Raw genomic sequence first — 23,604 nt, forward strand, 5'->3', positions numbered from 1 at the left:
GCAATGGTTGAATGTCTTATAGACCAACCGTTACCCAACCAAGTGTCCAATCAGACTCGCCATCGAATGCACCTTGATAGTCAGTGCTGTCGAAGAATGCATCAAGCGTAGATGCATCGAAACCCGAGCCTAATAGTACTGAATCGCTGCTTGGTACATAGCCTGTTAAACCAAGTGCAGCTGTGTTAGCAAGAATGTTATTGCCTTCTTGGCCTTCAAACCATGCTTGTGTTGTGTCGCCACCAATGGTGTCTGAACCGAACGCGCTGGTTGATTCACAAGCCACAGTAGAATGCGTAACTGTTAGCGTACCTGCTTCTGCATTGGCAATTGATTCGTCGCCATTCACACGTAGGCAGTTACTGTAGTTAGCGCCACCTGTCACAACTAGGTTCTTGATAGTACCAGCTGTACCGTTACGTAGACGTACACCGTTAGTACCTGTTGCGCCAACGATTGTTACGTTTGACACTGTTGGTGTAGTTAGTGGTGTCCAAGAAGGGTTGTCTTCGTTGTTGTCAGCTTCAAACGCGTTGTCACCGCCAGCTTCGCTTTGGTTAATGACAACGTACTGCGCTTTACCTGTCCAACCGAAAGACCAGTCTAGTGAGTCATCACCGATAGCGGTTAGAACAACGTGGCTTACATTTACTGTTCCGCCGAAGAACTCAACACCATCGTCTAGGTTTTCGTGAACTTGGATGAAGTCAACTTCAGTACCACGACCAACACCTGCGAACGAGATACCGTTTAGTTCATCACCCGCTGCTAGTGCTTTACCAGCGTGCTTAACAATTACGTAGCGAAGCGTACCAGAGCTGTCGTCTTCGTCCGCGCCGCCGTAAAGACCCGCGTCACCTTCTGCAGCAACACCACAGCTGGCTAGCTCTTCATCAGACGTGTCGCCGTCATCACCCGTATTACAAAGGTTAGTTGGTGCATTACCAAGAATTACCATACCACCCCACTGACCGATGTCAGTCTCGCCACCTGTCATATCTTCAGAAGACGTGAATGTGATAGGTAGTGTTGCAGAACCGTTCGCTTCGATTTTCGAGCCACGACGAACAACTAGGAAGTCGTTACCGTCTTCACCGAATACTGTTGTACCGCGCTGAACATATAAGGTTGCGCTGTCTGCATTGTCGTTACCTACTGCAGTACGACCTTTGATTAACCAGTGAGCATCGTTAGTAAGTGATACGTCAGATGTAAACACGGTGTCAGCCGCTAGCTGATATACCGGCTTATCAGTGATGGTAGGGAAGCTTCCCGATACGTCAGTAGCAAGACTTTGCTCAAACGCATTGGTAACTTCAGCTGGAATTGAATCGTTAACTGCTACAGTCCAACCTTCCATCCAGTTGTTGTCGCCGTCAAACGCACCAATGTAGTCAGTTGCTGCGAAGAATTCGTTCTCTTCAGATACGTCAACACCGTTACCTAGAAGCGGAGAACCTGAGCGAGGTGTGAAGCCATCTGTTGCAAGCATAAGCGCATTTGCTGCTACCACGCTGTTGCCGTCTTGACCTTCAAACCATGACTGAGTAGTACCGCTGCCAATTGCATCAGAACCGAAGTTTGAATCAGTTTCACATGCTACTACTGAGTGCTCTACTGAAAGCTCTCCAGATACTGCGTTAGCAACTGACTCGTCACCGTTTACGCGTAGGCAGTTTGAGTAGTTCTCACCACCAGTAACCACAAGGTTACGGATGTTACCCGCTGTACCGTTACGTAGACGAACACCGTTAGTACCTGTTGCGCCAACGATAGTTACGTTAGAAATAGTAGGCTTAGTCAGTGGAGTCCAAGCTGGGTTGTCTTCGTTGTTGTCTGCTTCGATAGCATTGTCGCCACCCGCAGCTGATTGCTGGATGTAAACGTTTTGTGCGTTACCAGTCCAACCGAATGACCAATCTAGTGAATCATCACCAATGTCAGTAAGTACAACGTTTCTAACGCTAACTGTACCACCGAAGAACTCGATACCATCGTCTAGGTTTTGGTGAACTTGGATGTACTCTACTTTTGTACCTGAGCCGATACCCGCAAATGAAATACCGTTAAGTTCATCACCTGCTGCTAGTGCACGACCCGCATGCTTAACAACAACGTAGCGAAGTGAACCAGTGCTGTCTTCTGGGTTGTTACCGCCGTAAAGACCTGCATCACCTTCCGCTGCAACACCACATGCCGCTAGTTCAGCGTCAGAAGTATCACCGTCGTCACCTGTGTTACACAGGTTGCTTGGTGCATTACCTAGAAGCACGATACCACCCCACTGGCCGATATCCGTTTCTTCACCTGTTAAATCTTGTACTGAAGTAAAGGTAATTGGCGCGCTTGCTGTACCGTTTGCTTCAATCATTGAGCCACGACGTACAACTAGGAAGTCATCACCTTGCTCACCGAATACGGTAGTGCCTTGCTCAATAAATAGTGTTGCGCTGTCAGCGTTGTCGTTACCAACCGCAGTACGACCTTTAATTAACCAGTACGCATCGTTTGTGAACGTAACGTCTGCTGTGAACGTTGTGTCAGCCGCCACTTCGTATACCGGCTTGTCTAGGTCTGCAAAATCAGCAGATACATCAGTAGCTAGACCTTGTTGGAAAGCGTTTTGTACATCGCTTGGGAAACCGCCGTTTACACCAACAGTCCAACCTACTGTCCAGTCGCTGCCGTTAGGGTTGAACGCGCCGATGTAGGCACCACCGCCAAGCGCCAAAGGTGAAGCCGCAGTTGGGAAGTAACCGTTATCTTCAAGAAGCAATGAAGAAGGCGTTAGTACACTGTTTCCGTTTTGGCCTTCAAACCATGCTTGCGTTGTGCCGCCGTTGATGGTGTCAGAACCGAAGTTATTCGATGGCGTTTCACATGCAACGATAGAGTCAGTAATAGCCAACTCACCAGACTCTGCATTGGCAATAGACTCTTCACCATTTACGCGCAGACAGTTAGTCGCTAGTGCAGACCCCGTTACAAGTACGTTTGAAAGAACACCTGCTGTACCGTTACGTAGACGCACACCGTTTGTGCCATCAGCGCTAACAATTGTTACGTTTGAAATAGTTGGCTTAGTAAGTGGCAACCATGCTGGATTGTCTTCGTTGTTGTCAGCTTCAATTGCGTTGTCGCCGCCGTCAGAAGACTGCTGGATGTATACGTTGGTTGCGCTACCTGTCCAGCCGAAAGACCAGTCTAGTGAATCGTCACCAATGTCAGTAAGTACTACGTTGCTAACGCTAACTGTACCACCAAAGAATTCGATACCGTCATCTAGGTTTTGGTGAACCTGAATGTGGTTTACTGTAGTACCTGAACCGATTCCTGCAAAAGAAATACCGTTAAGCTCATCACCAGACGCTAGTGCTTTACCTGCGTGCTTAACCACAACGTATTCAAGTGTACCTGAGTTATCTTCTGGGTTGTTACCACCGTAAAGACCCGCGTCACCTTCTGCCGCAACACCACAGTTTGCTAGCTCTTCATCAGACGTGTCTGCGTCATCACCTGTATTACATAGGTTAGTTGGCGCGTTACCTAGTAGAACAACACCGCCCCACTGACCGATATCTGTTTCTTCACCCGTAACGTCTTGTACTGACGTCATCACGATAGGTGCTGAAGACGTGCCAGACGCTTCGATTTGTGAACCACGACGCACAACTAAGAAATCGTTTCCGTCTTCACCAATTACCGTTGTACCTTCTTGAATAGTCAGTACCGCTGCATCTGCATTGTCGTTACCAACCGCAGTACGCCCTTTAATGATCCAATGTGCGTTATTGGTTAGGGTCATGTCTTGCGTGATAGTTAAGTCAGCATCCAAACGGTATATAGGCTTATCTGTAATCGTTGCCGAGAATTCGCTTGATACGTCTGTAGCAAAGCCAAGAGAGAAAGGCGTATCTACATCAGGTGTAGTTGGTGTTGTAGGTGTAGTTGGAGTAGTGGGTGTAGTTGGAGTTGTTACTACTTCATCACCTTCATTAATATTGATGTCACCGCCACAGCCTGCAAGGACAAGCGCAGTTGTAATAGCACTTACCTTAAATATGTTACGAATTTCCATTAAATTCTCCAGATTTTAGTAATACGGTTTCTAAGGTTTGCTAGAGAGTAAAGGAGATCGGTGACATTTTTGTTACAGAATAAAAAACTTATGGAATTTATTTGAACTTTTTTAGCTTTAGGCTAAATATAAAATTAAGCTTTTACTTTTCAACTAGATGCAACAACATCGATTAAATTTAAAACAGAAAACTAACATAAATGAGCTTAGTTTTTCGTTCTAAACCATTTGGTTATGACAGTTTTATGACCATTCATGACAGGCTCAGCAAAGTGAATACTGTTTAAGTTGGGCTCACCTGATGGCAGTAAGTTATTCCAAAATAGCGCCTTTCCCTTTTGGGGGCTGATGGCAATATCAAGTTTAGTAAACCGTGTATGACCGCCTTCGCACTCATCGTTCAAGTAAATCATACAGGTCCATGTTCGCTGACCGCGTGTTTGACAATGCTCTTTGTATTGCGGGCTACCCGGCGGGAAAAAATCATAATGCGGTTTGTAGTACTCTCCCACATTATAATGTTGCGCCTGAATTACCTCTTTCTCCCCAACACCTAAGCTTAGGGTTGAAACAATGCGGCTGTCGATGGTTTTAACTAAGTTATTGTTAAGAAAAGCCAGCTCACACGTAGTTGAGGTTCTTATTTCATCGGCGCTTTTTGCGCCTGCCAGCTTAGAAGGGCGAAGCTTATCCTTAGTAAGTGCAACAACGTCATCACATTCTTGCGCTGATAAAAAGTTGTCGATTGTGAAAAGCTGAATTTTAGAGGGCTCTGCGAGAGGCACAGCGCTCTCGTTATGGTTTATTACACTATCGGCCAATTGCTTGTAAAAATTTGAAGGCACAGAAAAGGTATAATTTGGAGATAAATTATTGCCTAGCACTTTTCTAATACTACTTGCAGTGAACCCATTATCAGATAATGTATTAGCGATGATGGAGGCGTCGGTGCCCGATAGTAGACACTTTACAACCCACTGCTTCCAAGCTGGTGGCATATAAGTCACGCTCCCCCCTATTTTTAACCTGAATGTAAAACCGTTTTCTTACTCTAGCAGTCGACGTTGACGAACTAAAACGTCTTCACGAATAGGAAAATATCCATCCCTTAACACTTGTTGCTGGCCTTCTTGGGACAAAACGTAACGCAAAAACTCTCTTTCCAATGTAGGTAACGATTCGCCTGGTTTCTTGTTTATCACCAAATAAAGAAAACGAGCGAACGGGTAAGTCTCGTTACGAACCGTATCTATCGACAAGGGAATTAAATTGTCTAGCGTCTCACCTAGAGGAAGCGCGCGAACGCCTGCGGTTTTATAGCCGTACGCTGCATAGCCTATTGCTCCTGTACCACTGGCTACTGACAACACTACCGATGCAGAGCCTGGCTGTTCGTTTACCGTATTTTTAAAATCGCCGTCGCATAAGGCCATTACTTTAAATAGGCCATAGGTACCCGATACAGAATTTCGGCCGTATAAACGAATAGGAGACCGATAACCTTCATCAAACACACCTAGTTGCGACCACATCGTAATTTCTTCGTCACTGCCGCAAAACTGCGTCTCAGAAAAAACGCCGTCTACTTGCTCAAGCGTCATGCCTGGAAGTGGGTTGCGTCTATCAACAAATATGGCGATTGCATCCATTGCAACTTTTAATACTGTCGGGGGGTAACCGTGAGCTCGTGTAAAATCTCTTATTTCACTGGGTTTCAGCTCTCGGCTCATGGGGCCAATCGTTGCAGTACCTTCAATAAGCGCAGGTGGCGCAGTTGACGATCCAGAGGCTTGTATTTGAAAGCCAACCTGAGGATAAAGGGATTTGAATTCTTGAGACCAAAATGTCATTAAGTTGGCCAGTGTGTCAGAACCTACTGAGGAGATTTTGCCAGCGACACCTGGCTTTCGCTCGTACACTGGCACTTCATAAGCGCTAGCAGAAGTTTGCCCTTGCATTGCCGCAGTTGGGGCGGCCAGCGCTGAAAATGACATAAACAAGCCTATCAAAAGCAGTACGCTTGAAAGCCTGCCATGACATCCGTTCACCTTATTTCGGCTATTACCCACTTAAAATCCTCACGCCTAGTGTTACAACTGCTCTGCAATCAACTCTTTGTCCAGTATAAAAGAAAAGTTGCTTCCCTCACCTATCGTACTGGATATATCTAAACGAGAATTATGATGACTAAGCACGTGCTTTACAATGGACAAGCCCAAACCCGATCCCCCCGTTTTACGAGAACGCGCTTTATCGACGCGATAGAATCGTTCAGTAAGTCGATTAAGGTGATTTTGTTCAATGCCATCACCGTTATCAACCACCGAAAACTGCGCGCCTGCGGCGTTGCGATGCCAGTAAACATTAAGCTCACCACCTGCAGGTGTGTAATGAACAGCGTTGAATACCAAATTTGAGCACGCGCTTCGAAGTTCTGTTTCTACCCCGAAAACAAACAGCTCCTCATCAATATGAAACTTAATGGAGTGATGCTTCTCTTTGTTGAGAGCCTGCGCTTCTCTCTCTATTTGAGCGAGAACGACAGGAATATTCACGACATTTTCATAAATTCGCTCTGAGCTTGCTTCAATTCGCGAAAGCACCAATAAGTCTTCTATTAGGTTTTGCATGCGATGCGTTTGCGACGTCATTTCTTTCATCGCTTTTTGCAAAAACGGGTCTGAACTTTCGTCAACCGGCAGAATTTCAAGGTATCCATTTATAACGGTTAATGGTGTGCGAAGCTCGTGAGATACGTTGGCTACGAAGTCCTTTCGCATTTCCTCTAATTGAGAAACGCGGGTGATGTCGCGAGCAACAAGTAGTAGGTGCTCGTCACCATAAGGCATTATTCTATATTCGAACGTTTTGTTCGGATTAGTGGGCGATGGAACTTCAATGGGGTATTTATAATTGCCCGCATGGAAGTATTGAATAAATTCAGGATGACGCAGCAAATTGTCTACACGACGACCAGAGTCCTGAGGCCATTTTAGCCCCAAGTCTAATCTTGCTAGGCGGTTACACCAAATAATACACGCTTTAGCGTCAACAACGACTGCCGCATCCGGCAGCGCTTCAGAGCCTTCTCTAAAGCGCTTAACGAGTTCACCAAGCTCTTTTCTTTTGTTGCGGTTACGTCGCTGAAGGTAATAAATCCCTTCGTATATATGCTCCCAAATTCCGCGCACGGTAGGTGGTGACATTTTACGGCTATGCCATAGCCAACGATTCAATTTATATAGGTGCCAGTAATTGAATATCAAAAGAAGCGCTGCACCAATTGCAACAGCAAGAAGCATGTCTTCCAAATACCACCCAACAAGTGCAAACGCCACAAGGAATAACACAAGGCGCAATGAACTTCTCCACCAAGAGAAAGGGTAATACATGAAAAAAACTCGCGTAGTTATAGTGAAAAGAGCAACTCACAAGACGTGTAGGGCGAATACTTCGCTATCCCCACACGACCTGCGACTGGTGCATTAAAGCTTAGTTGAAAAACGGTAGCCTGCACCGCGTACAGTTTGGATCATAGCATCATGTCCGTGACGAGAGATAGCTTTACGCAGACGTCGAATATGTACATCAACGGTCCTGTCTTCTACGTATACGTTGGTTCCCCATACGTTATCTAGTAAAAGCTCTCGACTGTACACGCGCTCTGGATGCGTCATAAAAAAGTGCAATAGTTTGAACTCGGTGGGCCCCATATCAAGTGGCTCATCATTTGCCATCACACGGTGCGATACTGGCTCAAGTTTCAAGCCATTAAATTCAATGGGCTCTTCATTCGACGTGGGCGTCACTCTTCGCATTACGGCTTTAATTCTCGCCACTAATTCTTTTGGCGAAAAGGGTTTAGTGACGTAATCATCAGCTCCAGCATCTAAACCACGAATTTTATCTTCTTCTTCGCCGCGCGCCGTAAGCATGATGACAGGAATGTCACGAGTAAACTCGTGCTGTTTTAAGCTCTTTGCTAGTTGAACACCACTTCCTCCCGGCAACATCCAATCTAGTAAGATTAAATCTGGGTAAGGTTCACAAATTTTTTCTTGTGCGATGTCAAAATCTTCGGCTTCAATTATGTTAAAACCAGACTGCTCAAGTACAAACTTAAGCATTTCACGGATAGGCGCTTCGTCCTCAACCACCAACACTGTTCGAGACATCGTTATATTCCTGCTCATTTTTAAACGCCGTTATTATTAATGTGGTCTGTGACAGTTTTATTAAAACGATTACATTTATGTGTCAAGCTTTATACAAGCCTTCGTCCAAAGTTTAAATACATAATCTTGTTTATTCATACGATTACGCATATTCTTGAGACTATAATAGCCGACTCGTGTTTGTTGCAAAGGTCTGCAACTGCAAATAGGTGTTGGTAGTTTCTAAGGTCTGATGTAACAGGGGTGTGTTTATAGATGGCTGCGGTCAAAACAGGGTTATCAAGGAAACTCTTAGCCAGAGTATTATCAGTATACTTTACTCTCACTTTGATCGTGACGGTAGGACAGATCTTTACGGAATATCTCAGCACTAAGAATCACGTTGAAGGCGAGCTTCAAACGCTAAAAAACACGTTTTCATCAAGCCTGACAAGGGCTTTGTGGGAACTTAACCACGATCAAGTTCGCGCCATTGCCGAAGGGTTAATGTCTTTGCCCATTGTTGAGGGCCTTCAAGTTCGTGGAGAAAACGGCAACTACATTGCCGAATACGGTATTCGTGCAAAGCGCTCCCCCGCTCCGGTAGATCGCGAAATAATAGAAGATCACTCTGGTGGAGTATTCAGCTATAGCTTTCCCCTTGTATTTAAATTCTCAGGTCGAGAATCTACCGTAGGCGATGTAACCCTGTACTCAAGTTTCGACACTATTTTTAGTCGCATAGAGGTCGGCGTATTTTTCTTAATTGGCAATGCAGTGGTCAAAACAACCTTTTTGGTTTTTTTATTTATGACAGCTTTTCGGACCATGCTTTCTGAACCGCTTCAAACCATGACAGAACAAATGGGTAATTTCGACCCTGAGCATCCTGAAGAGAGTAAACTCACTATCAAGCTCGAAGATGATAATGAGTTATTACAACTTAAAGAGTCATACAATCATGTGATTGACGACCTCATTATATCTAACGGCAAATTGAGAGAAGCGCAAAACGAACTTACCCATGCCAATAAAAAGCTGGACGACCAAAACCTTATCTTAGAACAGGAAGTGGCTAAAAAAACCGCTTCTTTATCGCAAATTATGCTCGACCTTGAACAACAGAAAGACGAGCTTATTGCCCACCAGCGAGAGCTTCGACAAGAAAACGAAAACCGCCAGTACATAGAGGCGGAGCTACGCAAGCGTAACCAGGAACTTGCTAGCTCAATGGACACCCTTCACCAAGCGCAAGAACAACTGGTAGAGTCAGAGCGCATGGCATCGCTGGGTGGTTTAGTTGCTGGTATTGCTCACGACGTGAATACACCGCTTGGCGTTAGCGTGACGGCAGCCAGCTTTCTTCAAGAGCGGCTAAACAACTTAAAAACAGATTTTGAAGATAAAAGCCTAACCAGTAAAAATATGGCCAGTTTCATTGATGAGGCCGAACAAACTGCGTTGTTGTTATTAAATAACTTAGAACGCGCTTCTGATCTCATCGCCAGCTTTAAACAAGTGGCAGTTGATCAAACCAGTGAAACCGAACGCGAATTTGTCTTGGGCGACTATATCAATGAAATTATTCAGTCTTTAAAGCCTAGCTTCAAACATGCTGAACACGAAATTAATGTATCTTGCCCCGATAATTTAGTGGTTTATTGTGCACCCGGCGCTATCGCTCAAATCGTCACCAACATGGTTGTGAACTCCATAACTCATGGTTTCGAAGGTCAAACGGCAGGCACAATTAACCTAGATGTTGAAGAAGATGTAAACAATGTCATTATTCACTATAAAGACAATGGACGAGGTCTTTGTGAAGAAGAGTTGAGCAAATTGTTTGATGCATTCTTTACCACAAAGCGCGGCGAAGGTGGTAGCGGGTTAGGTACACACATTATGTACAACCTAGTCACTCAATCACTTCAAGGCCATATTGAAGCGGACAGTTCAGTAGGTAACGGTTTACGATACACTATTCGCTTCCCTAAAAAGGCCTCGTAGAACACCTTTTTTTTTACTCTTACATCGATGCGTGCGTTCAGCACGCATTCAATATTTAACAACGTTTTATTCAATTGCGCAGCAAGTTTTAGATTGGTACGCTTGCGCCCCCAATTTTATCAAGAGAATGCTTACACTATGTGGTTTAAAAACGTAAAAGCCTATCAAATTACTCAGCCGCTATCGCTTGACGAAGGTGATTTAGAGCGCGCCCTAAACGAGCATGCTTTCCGCCCGTGCGGTAGTCAAGATTTGGCAACCATGGGGTTTGCATCCCCGTTTTCACAGGCTGGTAAGCAAGGCACCATGTTTCATGTTGTTCAACAGCGTTTTTGGATAACGCTAAAAAAACAAGAAAAGATCTTACCCGGTGCAGTGGTAAATGCCGAGCTTGATGAAATGGTGGCTAAGATTGAAATGGAGACAGGCTCTCCTGTTGGTAAAAAAGCTAAAGCCGACCTAAAGCAAGAAATTCAAACCCGCTTGCTGCCCCAGGCATTTACGAAAAACACCTACACTCATGGTTTCATTTCGCTTGCTGATAATTTAGTTGTGGTTGATGCGTCATCTGATGGAAAAGCAGAAGCCTTTTTAGCAATGGTAAGAAAAGCCATTGGCCTGTTGCCCGTTGTACCATTTACACGCAGAAGCCTTCAAAGCGAACTTACGCACTGGGTGACAGAATCAACACCAGAAAGCATAGGTTTACTTGAAGAAGCCGAACTTAAATCAACCGATGACACAGGCAGCGTAATCCGCTGTAAAAACCAGCCGCTAGACAGCGAAGAAATTAGTATTCACCTAGATGCAGGTAAACTGGTTCAAAAAGTTGCATTCGAATACGCAGAAACGCTAACCGCTATTATCTGTGAAGACGGTGCCATTAAGCGTATTAAGTTCACCGACCGCATTAAAGAAGAAACTGACGACGTGCCAAAAGATCAGGTAGAAGCACGCCTTGATGCAGAGTTTGCGCTAATGTCAGCCGAGATTTGCACGCTGCTTAACTTCCTTCGTGGCGCACTAAACCTTAACGACAATAGCTTGTAAAACCGTGGATGTTGCGGGAATACAATTTTAAAATTTTATTGCCGTTACTTTAATTAAAGCTCAGTTCACCCAATAAAAAGGCCGATAATAGTATTATCGGCCTTTTTAAAAGTTTTTGCTTTTTTCAAAGTGGGTCAATTACAAGAAGATTTGTTTCGCGGCACCTGCCAACTCTTCAAATTCATCAGAGTGAAGCTCGCCCATGTCTTCTACCACACCACGCTGAAACGCTAAGTTTAAAATGGCATCTTTTTGGTTATCGACAGCCCCTGAAACCGCGGCACCCACACGTACAAAGTCGATATAGTGCAGCTCTTCAGGCATGTAGCTAAGGTCTTTCCAGTGCTTTGCAACATCCACAAAGGTGTCACCAAAACTCCACTGGGTCATGATGCTCGCGCCAATTTGGCCTGCTAATTTGTCTGTGGCAACATCTAAAAAAGAGGGGTTTGCAAAGACTTCTGGATGGCGCTCTGCCTCTGTCAAAATAGGCAGTACACCAATATTGTGCACTAGTGCGGCTAGCGTCATGGTGTCCATGCTCAACTCACGTTTTTTTGTACGTGTGATATAAAGCTGAAGTACCGCCATAGAGCTCGCAACGATGTTCACGGTTTTTGCCCATTCTTGCTGTAGGTAGCGTGCGACCACGTCGTTTTTCGAAACAAATAATTGTTCCATGGCTAGTGCGGTTGAAATATTTTTTATTTGACGCAAACCAATTCGAGTTACCGCTTGGCTGATAGATGTAACCTTTACGCTACGCCCCATGTAAGCGCTGTTGGCAATTTTAATCATTCTTGCGCTAAGCGAAGGATCTTGGCCTACTACATCTCCCATATCGCTTAGATTGATGTCAGGATCATCTGCCGCTTTGCGGACTTTCAATGCAATAGCTGGAAGCGTAGGAAGGACCAGTGTGTCATTATTTATTTTTTCAACCAAAATGGTTGAAAGCGCGTTCTGTGTTGACATTTTTCTACCCTTAGAAAGTTCCAAATAGCCTAGTAAAGGCAATAGGTTGCTTTACCAATTAATCGTGTCTAGCCACCACCAAACAGCAAGAACCGACGTTGATTGAGCGATGCATTCCCTGCTTTGTAAGCATAAGCCACCAAGTGTTACGCAAAAATACAGGACGTTTGTTGTTTTCTTATGTAATTTCTATAACCATACTATAGTAGCTCTAGAGTTTCGACCAACTAAAAAAGACAGCGTCGAAGAGAATTGATTACAAAAGCATAGCCTCTAGAGCTTTCACTTAGTATAGACAATTGGTAACAAAGCACTATTGATATTAAACAAATAACTCTCATACTTTTGTATTAAATCAAAAGCATAGCTATAGTGAGCTACCTAAACACCGCCCTATATACTGTAAAAATACGGTCAACCAAACGGTAAAACGTAATTATGAAAAAAACACTTTCAACATACTCTCCCATAGCTGCGGCAGTAGCAGGGTTACTTATGCTAACAGCGTGTAGCAAAAGTGCAGATACCACACAAACTCAAACAGCAAAGCCCGAAACCGATGTAGCACAAACTCTGTTAGTCGACGAGTCGCGATTATCTATTTATCACGGCGTAGACCTTACCAGCGATTTGTCTCACCTTAGTGACAATCAACATAAAATGCTTTCACTGTTGATTGATGCGTCAAAAATCATGGACGATTTGTTTTGGAAGCAAGCATTTTTCGATGATAAGGATACGTTTCTTTCTTCAATTAGTGACGAGAAAGTACGACACTTTGCTTCAATCAACTACGGTCCGTGGGATCGTTTAAACGGCGATACCCCCTTCATCAGCGGCTACGAAGACAAGCCATTAGGCGCTGAGTTTTATCCTCACGATATGGAAAAAGAAGCGTTCGCTACTGCGGATTTTGCTGGTAAAAAAAGTCTTTACTCGATGGTTAAACGCGATGAAGCCGGCAATTTGTATTCAGTGCCTTATTCTGAAGCTTTCAAAAGCGAATTGATGAAAGCATCTGATATTTTGAAAGAAGCGTCAGAATTAGCTGAAGATGAAAGCTTCAAGCAATATCTACAGTTGCGCTCTGCCGCGTTGTTATCAGATGATTATTTGGCATCTGATATGGCGTGGATGGATATGAAAACCAACCCTATCGAGCTAGTTATTGGGCCAATTGAAACCTATGAAGACCAGCTGTTTGGTTACCGCGCGGCATTTGAAGCGTATGTGCTTATCAAAGACCTAGCGTGGAGTGAAAAGCTTGCGAAGTACGCAGCCTTCCTGCCTGAACTGCAACAAGGCCTGCCGGTTGCAGAAGCATACAAAGCAGAAATGCCAGGGTCTGACGCCGACCTTAACGCCTATGACGTAATTTATTACGCAGGGCATTCCAATGCGGGTAGTAAAACCATTGCCATTAACTTGCCCAATGACGAGCGTGTGCAGCTAGAAAAAGGCACGCGTCGCCTGCAGCTTAAAAACGCCATGCGCGCTAAATTTGACACTATTTTGGTGCCTATTGCAGATACGTTAATTGTGCCGGAACAGCGCAAGCACATTACCTTCGACGCTTTCTTCGCGAACACTATGTTCCACGAAGTCGCGCATGGTTTAGGAATTAAGAACACCTTAGATGGTTCAGGTACCGTGCGTGGTGCGTTAAAAGAACATGCATCAGCCCTTGAAGAAGGCAAAGCCGATATTCTTGGTTTGTACATGGTACAAAGCCTTCTTGAAAAAGGTGAAATTACGCAAGGTACACTAGAAGATTACTACGTGACTTTCATGGCAGGTGTCTTCCGCTCAGTGCGTTTTGGCGCTAGCTCTGCTCACGGTAAAGCAAACATGATTCGCTTTAACTTCTTTGCACAGCAAGGTGCTTTTGAAAAAACAGAAGACGGCTTGTATCGCGTGAACATGGAAAAAATGGGCGAGTCTGTAGAAGCCCTGTCTGAGCTAATCTTAACGCTTCAAGGCGATGGCGATTACGACGGCGTAGCTCAGCTAGTTGAGACCATGGGCGTAATTAAACCTGACTTAGGTTCAGACTTGGCCCGTTTAGAAGCGGCGAATATTCCAGTAGATATTCATTTCAACCAAGGCAAGAAAGTGCTTGGGCTTTCTGACTAACTATTGATGCTTATTTAAAAGGCCGCTTCATAAAGCGGCCTTTTTGGTTTATATAATTCAACACTATTCAACGTGTTGTTTCATATTTTCTGAATACGGAGGCCAGCCTAGCGGCTTACCCGCTAATACATGTAAATGAATGTGGTACACCGTTTGTCCACCATACTCGTTGCAGTTCATTACCGTACGAAAACCTTGGTCGGCAAACCCTTGCTCCTTGGCAATTTTAGCCGCAACAAAAGACAAGTGCCCCACCACTTCACGGTCTTCCTCTGTAATGTCATTCACCGTTGCAATTTGCTTCTTCGGAATGACGAGAAAGTGAGTAGGTGCCTGAGGATTAATATCTTTAAACGCCAGGGCTAAGTCGTCTTCATAAATGATGTCTGCTGGAATATCTTTATTTATAATTTTGTCAAAAATTGTCTCTGCCATGTTTCACTCCCTTTCCATTAAACGTTTATCTATCTTTTTCTAAACCCATCAGGTAGCTTGAATAACGCAACTACCCATATGACTGCCTTTTAACCCAATAACACCGCGAGCCTTTGTTTCTAGCTTTGTCGCTGTGCGATTATGCAAATACAAACCACAGCAACACTGCACCTAACATTAGGCGATATATAACAAACGGTAGCATGCCAATACGCGATATCCAGCTTAAGAAAAGGTAAATACACAGGTAAGCACTAACAAAAGAAAAAGCAGCACCATAAAGCAAGGCATACCAATCAACGGCTTCGTTTGCTTTTAGTAAGTCGAGGGTCGCTAGAAGCCCTGCGCCTAAGATTACTGGAATAGATAGCAAGAATGAAAAACGCGCACACGCCTCGCGCTTAAGCCCTAACATTAACCCTGCGGTCATGGTGATACCTGAACGGGACGTGCCAGGAATTAATGCCAGTACCTGTGCTAAACCAATATAAATAGATTGTTTTAACGTTAATCCCTCAAGTTCTTGCTCACGTTTCGCCGTGGCATCGGCATACCACAACAATAAGCCAAAAATAATAGTGGTGCCTGCAATCACCAATGCAGTACGGGCATTTTCCTCAATCCAGCCCTTCATTAAAAAGCCGATAATAACCGCGGGAATAGTTGCTACAATTACGTACCACGCCAGCTTGCTGTCTGTGGATTGCTCTTTGCTAAACCCTTGCGTTACCCACGCCACCGTCATTTGACCAATTTCTTGGCGAAAATAAATCATAACGGCGAGTAGGCTTCCTACATGCACGGCAACATCGAAAGCTAACCCCTGGCTTACCCAGCCTAAAAGCTCTGCAGGAAGCAGTAGATGTCCAGAACTACTAATAGGGAGAAATTCCGTCACGCCTTGAATAATGGCTAAAATAATAATTTCGAAAAGTGTCATTCCTTTGCTTAACTCCAAGTAAAGTCAATAGGCCATAATTGCTGTTTTTGTTTATCGAATGTTTGCCACATATGGGCATAGGTTTCTTGTGTTTCAGGATGAATATCGTTTGGAACAAGTTCGGCTAGCGGCCAAAGCACAAACGCGTTGTAGCAAATCTCTTCGCGAGGCAGTACTACAGGAGATGTCGTTATCTTACTATCATAGGTAAGCAGATCGAGATCAAGCGTTCTAGCGCAGAATTTTTTATCGGTGTGCACCCTACCATTGTCTTTTTCAATTGCTTTAAGCACTGCGCAAACTTCTTCAATGCTTTTAGACGTTTTAGCTCGTGCTACTGCATTGTAAAAGGGGCTGCCATTAAAGCCTACCGCTTCGCTTTCATACACAGATGATACGCTTACGTCAGTAAATTGCTGTTTTAGCGCAATTAATGACTGCCTAGTATAATGCTCTCGTTCAATGTTTGAGCCAATGCTAATTAAAATAGTGTGTTCAGACATCAAACCTGCTCTTTACTCATTTCAACAGCAACGGTTTTCGCATTGGGAAGAATATTAGGTTTTACAATTTTAACGGTAATCGATGCCACCGCGAAGTTTTCAAGCACAACGTCCATCACACGGCTTCCAAATGCTTCTAATAGCTCAAATGTGCTGACTTTGCCTACTTCTACAATACACTCGGCCACTTTGGCATAGTCTACCGTGTCAGCCACATCGTCACTTTGCATTGCAGCTCGTAAATCGACATCTAGTGTTATATCAAGAAGCAGTTGCGTGGTTTGTACTCGCTCCCAGTCATAAACACCAATCAGGGTGTCAACTTCAAGCCCTGTTATATAAATTTTGCCCATGGAATTTTTCATCTTGTACTGTTATCAACCAGTTTATTGTTGCCTTACTGGTCTTACTACTGCGCTTTCACCCACATATTACTGGTAAACGGTGGTATATCGCGTTTGGATGGAGTAGCTTTACGCTTGTGTGGCACAACTATACCGCTGTATGACAACTGGGAGCAACCAAGGTTTTTAATTTTAATAACAAGTATGACTAAATGAATTCGTTAACTCTTTTAATGATTGCTGTTGCGTACCTCTTCGGCTCTTTATCAAGTGCAGTAGTAATAAGCCAGTTGTTTGGATTGCCTGACCCAAGAACGGCTGGTTCAAAGAACCCCGGTGCTACCAATGTTTATCGTCTAGGCGGGCGCATACCAGCGCTGTTGGTTTTGGTTATGGATATTTTAAAAGGCACCATTCCCGTATACGGCAGCTTTTTTCTTGGGATAGACCCCATCATGCTGGGCATTATTGCCATTGCAGCGTGTTTGGGCCACATTTTTCCACTCTATTTCGGTTTTCAAGGCGGAAAAGCCGTGGCTACCGCGTTTGGTGCAATGCTTCCTATTGGTTTGGACTTGGCTGGGCTACTGGTGCTTAGCTGGGTGGTAGTGGTATTTCTTACGGGCTACTCGTCGTTGGGCGCTCTCATTGCGGTATCACTTGCCCCATTATTTACGTTTCTTATAAAGCCGCTGTATACCGTTCCAGTAGCAATGCTTTCGCTGCTCATTATCCTGCGCCATAAAGACAACATTGCCCGACTTTTGGCGGGCAATGAAAGTAAGGTTTGGGATAAAGGAAAAGTTAAAGAGTAAGGCCTTTTGCCAGCACATCAAGTTCACCATCAATTGGTGTAACAGGCGCTAATCCTAGAATTTTTGCAAGGGCAGGATACACTTCTAAATTGCTAAAAGAAGGTAGCGTTGTTTGTGTTTTAAACGCAGGGCCAATGGCTACAAACGTCGCCCCCATGTCGGGTAAGGTGTTCAAATATCCATGCCCACCTTTGCTAATGTGCATACTGTTAGCGCTAATAAAGCGTGCTGGTGGTGCAATTTCAATAATGATGTCGCCTGTTCTATTCCCCAACTCCATGGAGCGTTCACTGCGTTGCTTGTCATTAAGCACGGTAAAACGCTTTTGCGCGAGTGTATTTAGTCGCGCAATCTCATCGTCAATCTCTTCATCTTCAACGCTTGGTTTTGCATACAGGTGAATTTGAGCCCCTTCGTTTTCTATAATAAAGCTATCTGGAATAGAAAGAGATTCCACCGTTATCAGTTGACTCTTTCCGACGGGCGTCATTCCATGGTCAGAGACAATCACTAAGTTCACTGGCAAGTCTAACGCTTGAATGCGTTTATAAAGCTGACCTATAAGTGCATCGATTTCTTGTACTGCGTCATTAGTTTTGTCGGCAAATGGCCCTTCATCATGCCCAATAGTATCAATTAATGAAAAGTAGCCCGCAATAAAACGTGGGCGTGCAACCTCGGGTAGCTTCAGCCAATTTACAATTTGATCGATACGCTGCTGATAATCGGCATACTTAGAATATGGGTAAAAATAGCTGGGAAGTGAACCTGAAATGCGCGCATCGGATTCAGGCCAAAAAAACGTGGCTGCTTTCATACCGTGATATTCTACCAAGTTCCACAACGGCGTTGCGGTTATCCACGTGCTATCCATACGGCCATACCCTAGTTGGTAATGTGCATAGCCCTCTTTTGTAAGACGCGATTTATCGTAAAAACGATTGTTAACAATGCCGTGGTTTTTAGGCAATAACCCCGTAATTAACGAGATATGATTGGGAAAGGTGTTAGACGGATAAACTGGCGTCATTGACGATGCTCTAACGCCTTGCTTAGCGATAGCGCCTATTTGCTTTGCATTGTGCAGTTCAATGTAGTCATAGCGAAAGCCATCTAGAGAAATAAGCACAACATACTGTTCGCGGTTTGACGGCTTTCCGTTTTCATTAGCCTGAATTTGCTCATCAGCAGATAGCTTAAACGTAGTTAGTATTAACAATATAAACGAAGAAAATAAAAACCTAGCTAGCTTTACTATTGACGCTGATTGTTTCATTGACGTCTTTCGTTGTGTTTTTAGCGAATCTGTTCGCATGCTTTTTAATTTCCTAGTTCTTTGGTATCAAAACAAAAGGCAATGGAATATTCTTCCATTGCCTTTTATCTTTATAAATAAAATAAAGCGCTGTACTTACATAAGATTCTGCAAGTTAAATAGCCGACAGCGTATCAAGCGGCCAGCGAGGTTTGGCTTGAGAAGACAAGGTTAAGGTTTCCCCTGCTTTCAAACGCTGCATACCTGCATAGGCAATCATCGCTCCGTTGTCGGTACAATAAGCCAAGCTAGGGTAAAACACCTCGCCTTTTAATTCTTGCATCAGGGCTTTCATCTGGCTTCGCAGCATTGTGTTCGCACTTACCCCGCCAGCAATGACCAAACGCTTCATGCCAGTTTGTTTTAAAGCGCGCTTACATTTAATAATAAGCGTATCAACCACCGCCTCTTGAAACGCATAGGCAATGTTAGCTTTCGTTTGCTCTGCATCGCTGCTTGTTAAGTCGGCGTCGCGAATAGTGTTGGCCGCGAATGTTTTCAGGCCGCTAAAACTAAAATCAAGTCCAGGTCTATCTGTCATGGGGCGAGGAAACTTGTAATGCCCAGCTTCGCCCTTTTCAGCCAGCCTCGCCAACAGTGGGCCGCCTGGATAATCAAGGCCAAGCAGTTTAGCGGTTTTATCGAACGCTTCACCCGCTGCGTCATCAATTGACTCACCAAGTACTTCGTACTGTCCAATACCTTCAACTTTTACTAGCATTGAATGGCCGCCAGACACCAATAACGCGACAAAAGGAAACTCAGGCGCGTGTGCTTCAAGCATTGGCGCTAGCAGGTGCCCTTCCATATGATGCACACCTACCGCCGGAACATTCCATGCGTACGCTAACGAGCGTCCTACTGATGAACCTACAAGAAGTGCACCAACCAGACCTGGGCCTTGCGTAAAGGCAACCCCGTCAATTTCAGACGGCTGCGTATTAGCATCTTCCATTGCTTTTTCGATTAAAGGAATGATCTTTCTAACATGATCTCGTGAAGCAAGCTCAGGTACAACGCCGCCATAATCGGCGTGAAGCTTAACTTGGCTGTAAAGTTCGTGCGACAACAGACCTTTTTCATCGTCGTAAACTGCGATGCCGGTCTCGTCACAAGATGTTTCAATTCCTAAAATTCTCATGGGGAGCTACCCTTTTTACTACTAACTGCTGTGCCTAGCTTTTGAATGCGTATTACACGGTTTACAGCGCGATGCGCAGCTGTGAAGGTCGCAATACCAAAAACTGAGTAAATAATTCTGGCGATCTGTGGCGATCATCTTTATGATCTTGCCGCGATCATAACACTACCCTAAACAGGATCATCCGATTTTGCACTTTTGATCTCTATCTACATCAAAAGAGTAAATCATTCAGGAAACGTTCTGATAAGGGCGCTTGTATGAGCCGAGTTAAACTACACGATGCTTAACGAGCGCAGAGTTTACCTTTAATCCTGCATTCATGGAATGCCAGTGAACAGGTAAATGAACGGTAAATGCACAATATTGGCTATTTTTTGGCAATTCATCCTTTACTTTCTCTGTAGATATGATTAGAATTTCGCACCATTTTTAACCCGGGTGGCCTTTTTAGCGCACAATTTTACCCGGATTTACACAGTAAAAGTTTTGAGGTGAGTGTTTAATGCCTATCGTTAAAGTTAGAGAAAACGAGCCGTTTGATGTGGCGCTGCGTCGTTTTAAGCGTTCTTGTGAAAAAGCAGGTGTTCTTTCTGAAGTTCGTCGTCGTGAATTCTTCGAAAAGCCAACTTGGGAACGCAAGCGCAAGAAAGCTGCCGCTAAGAAGCGTCATCTTAAGAAGCTAGCTCGTGAAAACGCACGTCGCGTAAAACTCTACTAATATAGGGTTAAGTAACGAGTCTGAAAGGTGTTGCAATTGCAGCACCTTTCGCGTTTCTGGGCCTCTACTTTTTTGGCCTTGATTTTAACGACTCCATTTTTTCCTTTTCAAATGGTTGCATTTGATTTTCAACCTGGGCCCATTTACTAATAAAAATCAGGAAGCATCATGGCACTAATTGATGATTTGAAAGCAGCGCAAAAAGATGCGATGCGCGCAAAAGAAAAAGTACGTCTTGGTACTATTCGTATGGCAATGGCTGCCATCAAGCAAAAAGAAATCGATGAACAAATTACGCTAGACGATAGCGCAATTTTAGCGGTTTTAACCAAAATGGTTAAGCAGCGTCAGGATGCAGCGGCGCAGTACGACGCAGCAAACCGCGACGACCTAGCTAGCAAAGAACGTGAAGAAATTACGTATATTGAAGACTTCCTACCGCAGCCTTTGACTGACGACGAGCTAAATGCACTTATCGATGAAACGATGGCAGCTACAGGTGCATCGGGCATGCAAGATATGGGTAAAGTGATGGGCGCATTAAAGCCTCAAGTGCAAGGCCGCACCGACATGGGCGCTTTAAGTGCAAAAATTAAAGCGCGCTTAAACGCCTAAAATAAAATACGCTGTATAAGTGACTTCGCACTACAAAGTGTAAGCAAAGCGAAGGTGCGCATTTGCCGCGCCTTCGTTATTCTCATTTTTAGTCTTCGCTGTTACAGTACTTCACTGTTTTAATCATGTTGTGATTTGTCGTTTGACGCGACAATTACAGCGCACGCTTACGTACCTTTTTTTGAAAAAACCTCATGGCTGGAAAAATACCTCGCGATTTTATAGATGACTTATTATCACGCACCGATGTGGTAGAAGTAGTCGATAGCCGAGTAAAACTTAAAAAAGCAGGCAAAAACTATCAAGCGTGCTGTCCTTTCCATAACGAGAAAACGCCTTCCTTCACTGTGAGCCAAGATAAACAGTTTTATCACTGTTTCGGCTGCGGCGCTCACGGCAACGCCATCTCGTTTATCATGGAATTTGACCGTTTAGAGTTTGTTGAGGCCATTGAAGAGTTGGCGCGCTATCACGGGCTAGAAGTGCCTCGTGAAAAAGGCAGTCGCCCTGCCATGAGCGAAGAGAAAAAGCAGCAACAGCAAGACGACTATGCTGTAATGGAGCAAGTTGCTCGCTTTTTCCAGCATCAGTTACGCCAAAATGGTAATAGTAAGAAAGCCATCGATTATTTGAAAAATCGCGGGCTCAGTGGCGACATAGTAAAGCAGTGGGAAATAGGCTACGCGCCCGACAGCTGGGACGCCCTATTAAACACTTTCGGTAAAGACCCCCAGCGCATCAAACAGCTGGTCGATTTGAAACTTGTTAATAAAAACGACCAAGGACGTACCTACGACTTTTTCCGCGACCGCATCATGTTTCCTATTCGCGACAAACGTGGTCGTGTTGTTGGCTTTGGGGGTCGTGTACTTGATGACGGCGGCCCTAAATATTTAAACTCGCCAGAAACCCGTATTTTCCACAAAGGTAGTGAGCTATTCGGTTTTCACTCTGTGCGCCAGATGAACCGTAGTTTAGATACCGTGGTGGTAGTGGAAGGCTACATGGATGTTGTGGCGCTAAGTCAATTCGACATTAATATTGCTACAGCAGCGCTGGGCACGGCAACGACGCCTGAACACATTCAAATGCTGGTTCGTGCAATATCACACATTGTTTGTTGCTACGACGGTGACAGAGCCGGTCGTGAAGCTGCATGGCGTGCGTTAGAAAATGCATTACCCGCGCTAAAAGACGGGGTGCGTCTATCGTTTCTATTTTTACCCGACGGCGAAGACCCAGATACCATGGTGCGTCAGGTGGGTAAAGATGCGTTCATGGGAATGCTTGATGACGCCATGCCCCTTTCCCGTTTCTTCTTTGAAAACCTGTTAAAAACGCACAATGTGGGTACACCAGAGGGCAAAATTGCCCTTAAAAAAGCGGCGATGCCGCTAATTGAAAGTACCTTGGGTGAAGACCAGAAACAAATGCTTTTGGAAGAGCTGGCTAAACACACCGGCGAATTTGACCGGTTTAAGCTTCAACAAGATATTACCAAAGCCAATCAGGGGTCGAAGCAAGCTTATTCGCCGAATCGCAATCAAGTAAATAAGCCAAAACTATCACCACTTCGCATGCTGATACGCTTACTGCTTGATAAGCCAGAACTTGCGTCAACGTGTGAAGACGTGCAAGTTGACATTTTTGCAGGAAGCAATGCTGCTGGTATGGACTTACTGCGAGATGTTCATCGCTATTGTGTGGGCAATCCTCAGGCAAAAACCGCGCAACTTGTTGAAAATTTCCGCGACCATCCCCATTCATCTACTATCGCGAAATTATTGTTACAAGAACACTTAGTTAAAGACGAGGATGCTGAACGGGTTTATAACGACAGCTTCGCTCGCTTACTGGACGGGCATTTCGATAGCCGCATTGAAACCTTAATTTCACGCTCTCGGGTTCAGCCGCTTACCCAAGCGGAAAAACAGGAACTGAACCTGCTTATGAGGGAAAGGCAGAAAAGTTAACCTTGCGTGTCAGAATATTAAATTTCTGACCAAAAGGTTAATCTGTTCTAACGTAGTTGCTACCCAAAGGCCTTACTCGTTTCTTGAGTTTGCCTTTGTAAATATTACTGGCTAAAAAATCGGCCATCAATCTGGTAAAACCACCGCTTGATCTGCTATACTGGCTAATTCGCTGCAAGCATAGATATAAGTGCAATGTTCATGTTTAAGTGAACAAATTTGCAGCAGCACGAGTAGCAAAGATATAGCCGAATATAACGGGCAGAACCGAACCCGAGCAGATGTGCATCGCAACATAATGGTTTAAACCAGCGTGGCATCGAGCATTAACGGCCTTGATACAAAAGCAGTACTACAGCAGAACAGGGAACATACCTATACGTATGTTGTCTTTTCTATTGCAAA

Annotated in this window: 19 protein-coding genes; 7 read left to right on the top strand and 12 right to left on the bottom strand. The window is 44.5% G+C overall.

Annotation, left to right across the window (positions count from 1 at the left end; all coding sequences use genetic code 11):
- Window positions 1–16 precede the first annotated feature (16 nt).
- From ACHUFN_RS16475 to phoB, 5 genes are all read right to left on the bottom strand, one after another.
- The gene (locus tag ACHUFN_RS16475; protein ID WP_394223600.1) at window positions 17–4,078 is read right to left on the bottom strand and encodes a hypothetical protein; all 4,062 of its coding nucleotides are present in this window, start codon (window positions 4,076–4,078) and stop codon (window positions 17–19) included.
- A 206-nt stretch (window positions 4,079–4,284) separates the two neighbouring features.
- Entirely contained in the window at window positions 4,285–5,076 is a 792-nt protein-coding gene (locus tag ACHUFN_RS16480) for a prolyl hydroxylase family protein (RefSeq protein WP_394223602.1), read from the bottom strand.
- 48 nt (window positions 5,077–5,124) lie between these two features.
- On the bottom strand, window positions 5,125–6,072 hold the full coding sequence (locus tag ACHUFN_RS16485; RefSeq protein ID WP_394223740.1) for a PstS family phosphate ABC transporter substrate-binding protein: 948 nt from the start codon (window positions 6,070–6,072) through the stop codon (window positions 5,125–5,127).
- 96 nt (window positions 6,073–6,168) lie between these two features.
- Window positions 6,169–7,470, bottom strand: a complete 1,302-nt coding sequence (gene phoR / locus ACHUFN_RS16490; RefSeq protein WP_394223604.1) for a phosphate regulon sensor histidine kinase PhoR — start codon at window positions 7,468–7,470, stop codon at window positions 6,169–6,171.
- 93 nt (window positions 7,471–7,563) lie between these two features.
- Window positions 7,564–8,253 (bottom strand): phosphate regulon transcriptional regulator PhoB, encoded by a 690-nt coding sequence (phoB, locus tag ACHUFN_RS16495; RefSeq protein ID WP_394223606.1) that lies wholly within the window; start codon window positions 8,251–8,253, stop codon window positions 7,564–7,566.
- A gap of 255 nt (window positions 8,254–8,508) precedes the next feature.
- On the opposite strand from phoB, the gene ACHUFN_RS16500 reads away from it, so the two are divergent.
- A complete protein-coding gene (locus tag ACHUFN_RS16500) occupies window positions 8,509–10,239 on the top strand; it encodes an ATP-binding protein (protein ID WP_394223608.1) in 1,731 nt (576 codons plus the stop codon).
- Between the two features lie 138 nt (window positions 10,240–10,377).
- Entirely contained in the window at window positions 10,378–11,289 is a 912-nt protein-coding gene (rdgC, locus tag ACHUFN_RS16505) for a recombination-associated protein RdgC (RefSeq protein ID WP_394223610.1), read from the top strand.
- Between the two features lie 138 nt (window positions 11,290–11,427).
- Here rdgC and ACHUFN_RS16510 read toward each other — a convergent pair whose 3' ends face one another.
- Complete coding sequence (locus ACHUFN_RS16510) at window positions 11,428–12,264, bottom strand: HDOD domain-containing protein (protein ID WP_394223612.1); 837 nt, start codon at window positions 12,262–12,264, stop codon at window positions 11,428–11,430.
- Between the two features lie 438 nt (window positions 12,265–12,702).
- On the opposite strand from ACHUFN_RS16510, the gene ACHUFN_RS16515 reads away from it, so the two are divergent.
- Window positions 12,703–14,397, top strand: a complete 1,695-nt coding sequence (locus ACHUFN_RS16515) for a dipeptidyl-peptidase 3 family protein (protein WP_394223614.1) — start codon at window positions 12,703–12,705, stop codon at window positions 14,395–14,397.
- Between the two features lie 63 nt (window positions 14,398–14,460).
- On the opposite strand, the gene ACHUFN_RS16520 is transcribed toward ACHUFN_RS16515, so the two are convergent.
- The 4 genes from ACHUFN_RS16520 to folB all read right to left on the bottom strand — a co-directional run bounded on the left by ACHUFN_RS16520 (window position 14,461) and on the right by folB (window position 16,628).
- Window positions 14,461–14,832, bottom strand: coding sequence for a histidine triad nucleotide-binding protein (locus tag ACHUFN_RS16520; protein WP_394223616.1), 372 nt, complete (start codon window positions 14,830–14,832; stop codon window positions 14,461–14,463).
- Window positions 14,833–14,971: 139 nt separating this feature from the next.
- Window positions 14,972–15,772, bottom strand: coding sequence for an undecaprenyl-diphosphate phosphatase (locus ACHUFN_RS16525; RefSeq protein ID WP_394223618.1), 801 nt, complete (start codon window positions 15,770–15,772; stop codon window positions 14,972–14,974).
- Window positions 15,773–15,780: 8 nt separating this feature from the next.
- Window positions 15,781–16,275, bottom strand: coding sequence for a 2-amino-4-hydroxy-6-hydroxymethyldihydropteridine diphosphokinase (gene folK / locus ACHUFN_RS16530; RefSeq protein WP_394223620.1), 495 nt, complete (start codon window positions 16,273–16,275; stop codon window positions 15,781–15,783).
- Window positions 16,275–16,628: a dihydroneopterin aldolase gene (folB, locus tag ACHUFN_RS16535; RefSeq protein WP_394223741.1), complete on the bottom strand. Its 354-nt coding sequence runs from the start codon at window positions 16,626–16,628 to the stop codon at window positions 16,275–16,277. Before folB ends, folK begins: the two co-directional genes overlap by 1 nt.
- Before the next feature lie 203 nt (window positions 16,629–16,831).
- On the opposite strand from folB, the gene plsY reads away from it, so the two are divergent.
- Window positions 16,832–17,434, top strand: a complete 603-nt coding sequence (gene plsY, locus ACHUFN_RS16540; RefSeq protein ID WP_394223622.1) for a glycerol-3-phosphate 1-O-acyltransferase PlsY — start codon at window positions 16,832–16,834, stop codon at window positions 17,432–17,434.
- On the opposite strand, the gene ACHUFN_RS16545 is transcribed toward plsY, so the two are convergent.
- Together ACHUFN_RS16545 and tsaD are read right to left on the bottom strand one after the other, a co-directional pair.
- A complete protein-coding gene (locus ACHUFN_RS16545) occupies window positions 17,424–18,710 on the bottom strand; it encodes an alkaline phosphatase family protein (protein WP_394223624.1) in 1,287 nt (428 codons plus the stop codon). The two genes, plsY and ACHUFN_RS16545, sit on opposite strands and share 11 nt — an antisense overlap.
- Window positions 18,711–18,864: 154 nt before the next feature.
- Window positions 18,865–19,890 (bottom strand): tRNA (adenosine(37)-N6)-threonylcarbamoyltransferase complex transferase subunit TsaD, encoded by a 1,026-nt coding sequence (gene tsaD, locus ACHUFN_RS16550; RefSeq protein WP_394223626.1) that lies wholly within the window; start codon window positions 19,888–19,890, stop codon window positions 18,865–18,867.
- 505 nt (window positions 19,891–20,395) lie between these two features.
- Here tsaD and rpsU point away from each other — a divergent pair.
- From rpsU to dnaG, 3 genes are all read left to right on the top strand, one after another.
- On the top strand, window positions 20,396–20,611 hold the full coding sequence (gene rpsU, locus ACHUFN_RS16555; RefSeq protein WP_012517258.1) for a 30S ribosomal protein S21: 216 nt from the start codon (window positions 20,396–20,398) through the stop codon (window positions 20,609–20,611).
- A gap of 168 nt (window positions 20,612–20,779) precedes the next feature.
- On the top strand, window positions 20,780–21,226 hold the full coding sequence (locus ACHUFN_RS16560) for a GatB/YqeY domain-containing protein (protein ID WP_394223629.1): 447 nt from the start codon (window positions 20,780–20,782) through the stop codon (window positions 21,224–21,226).
- Between the two features lie 194 nt (window positions 21,227–21,420).
- Window positions 21,421–23,199, top strand: a complete 1,779-nt coding sequence (gene dnaG, locus ACHUFN_RS16565; RefSeq protein WP_394223631.1) for a DNA primase — start codon at window positions 21,421–21,423, stop codon at window positions 23,197–23,199.
- Window positions 23,200–23,604 lie beyond the last annotated feature (405 nt).

Source organism: Alteromonas gracilis (assembly GCF_043642145.1).
GTDB lineage: Bacteria > Pseudomonadota > Gammaproteobacteria > Enterobacterales > Alteromonadaceae > Alteromonas > Alteromonas gracilis_B.

Excerpts from the sequence above, each read along its gene's own strand:
- ACHUFN_RS16560 (WP_394223629.1), top strand. The coding sequence starts at position 20,780 with ATGGCACTAATTGATGATTTGAAAGCAGCGCAAAAAGATGCGATGCGC.
- ACHUFN_RS16510 (WP_394223612.1), bottom strand. The coding sequence starts at position 12,264 with ATGTCAACACAGAACGCGCTTTCAACCATTTTGGTTGAAAAAATAAAT.
- phoR (WP_394223604.1), bottom strand. The coding sequence starts at position 7,470 with ATGTATTACCCTTTCTCTTGGTGGAGAAGTTCATTGCGCCTTGTGTTA.
- dnaG (WP_394223631.1), top strand. The coding sequence starts at position 21,421 with ATGGCTGGAAAAATACCTCGCGATTTTATAGATGACTTATTATCACGC.
- tsaD (WP_394223626.1), bottom strand. The coding sequence starts at position 19,890 with ATGAGAATTTTAGGAATTGAAACATCTTGTGACGAGACCGGCATCGCA.
- rpsU (WP_012517258.1), top strand. The coding sequence starts at position 20,396 with ATGCCTATCGTTAAAGTTAGAGAAAACGAGCCGTTTGATGTGGCGCTG.
- ACHUFN_RS16520 (WP_394223616.1), bottom strand. The coding sequence starts at position 14,832 with ATGGCAGAGACAATTTTTGACAAAATTATAAATAAAGATATTCCAGCA.
- ACHUFN_RS16500 (WP_394223608.1), top strand. The coding sequence starts at position 8,509 with ATGGCTGCGGTCAAAACAGGGTTATCAAGGAAACTCTTAGCCAGAGTA.
- ACHUFN_RS16475 (WP_394223600.1), bottom strand. The coding sequence starts at position 4,078 with ATGGAAATTCGTAACATATTTAAGGTAAGTGCTATTACAACTGCGCTT.
- ACHUFN_RS16485 (WP_394223740.1), bottom strand. The coding sequence starts at position 6,072 with ATGTCATTTTCAGCGCTGGCCGCCCCAACTGCGGCAATGCAAGGGCAA.
- ACHUFN_RS16515 (WP_394223614.1), top strand. The coding sequence starts at position 12,703 with ATGAAAAAAACACTTTCAACATACTCTCCCATAGCTGCGGCAGTAGCA.
- plsY (WP_394223622.1), top strand. The coding sequence starts at position 16,832 with ATGAATTCGTTAACTCTTTTAATGATTGCTGTTGCGTACCTCTTCGGC.
- folK (WP_394223620.1), bottom strand. The coding sequence starts at position 16,275 with ATGTCTGAACACACTATTTTAATTAGCATTGGCTCAAACATTGAACGA.
- ACHUFN_RS16545 (WP_394223624.1), bottom strand. The coding sequence starts at position 18,710 with ATGAAACAATCAGCGTCAATAGTAAAGCTAGCTAGGTTTTTATTTTCT.
- phoB (WP_394223606.1), bottom strand. The coding sequence starts at position 8,253 with ATGTCTCGAACAGTGTTGGTGGTTGAGGACGAAGCGCCTATCCGTGAA.
- rdgC (WP_394223610.1), top strand. The coding sequence starts at position 10,378 with ATGTGGTTTAAAAACGTAAAAGCCTATCAAATTACTCAGCCGCTATCG.
- ACHUFN_RS16525 (WP_394223618.1), bottom strand. The coding sequence starts at position 15,772 with ATGACACTTTTCGAAATTATTATTTTAGCCATTATTCAAGGCGTGACG.
- folB (WP_394223741.1), bottom strand. The coding sequence starts at position 16,628 with ATGGGCAAAATTTATATAACAGGGCTTGAAGTTGACACCCTGATTGGT.
- ACHUFN_RS16480 (WP_394223602.1), bottom strand. The coding sequence starts at position 5,076 with ATGCCACCAGCTTGGAAGCAGTGGGTTGTAAAGTGTCTACTATCGGGC.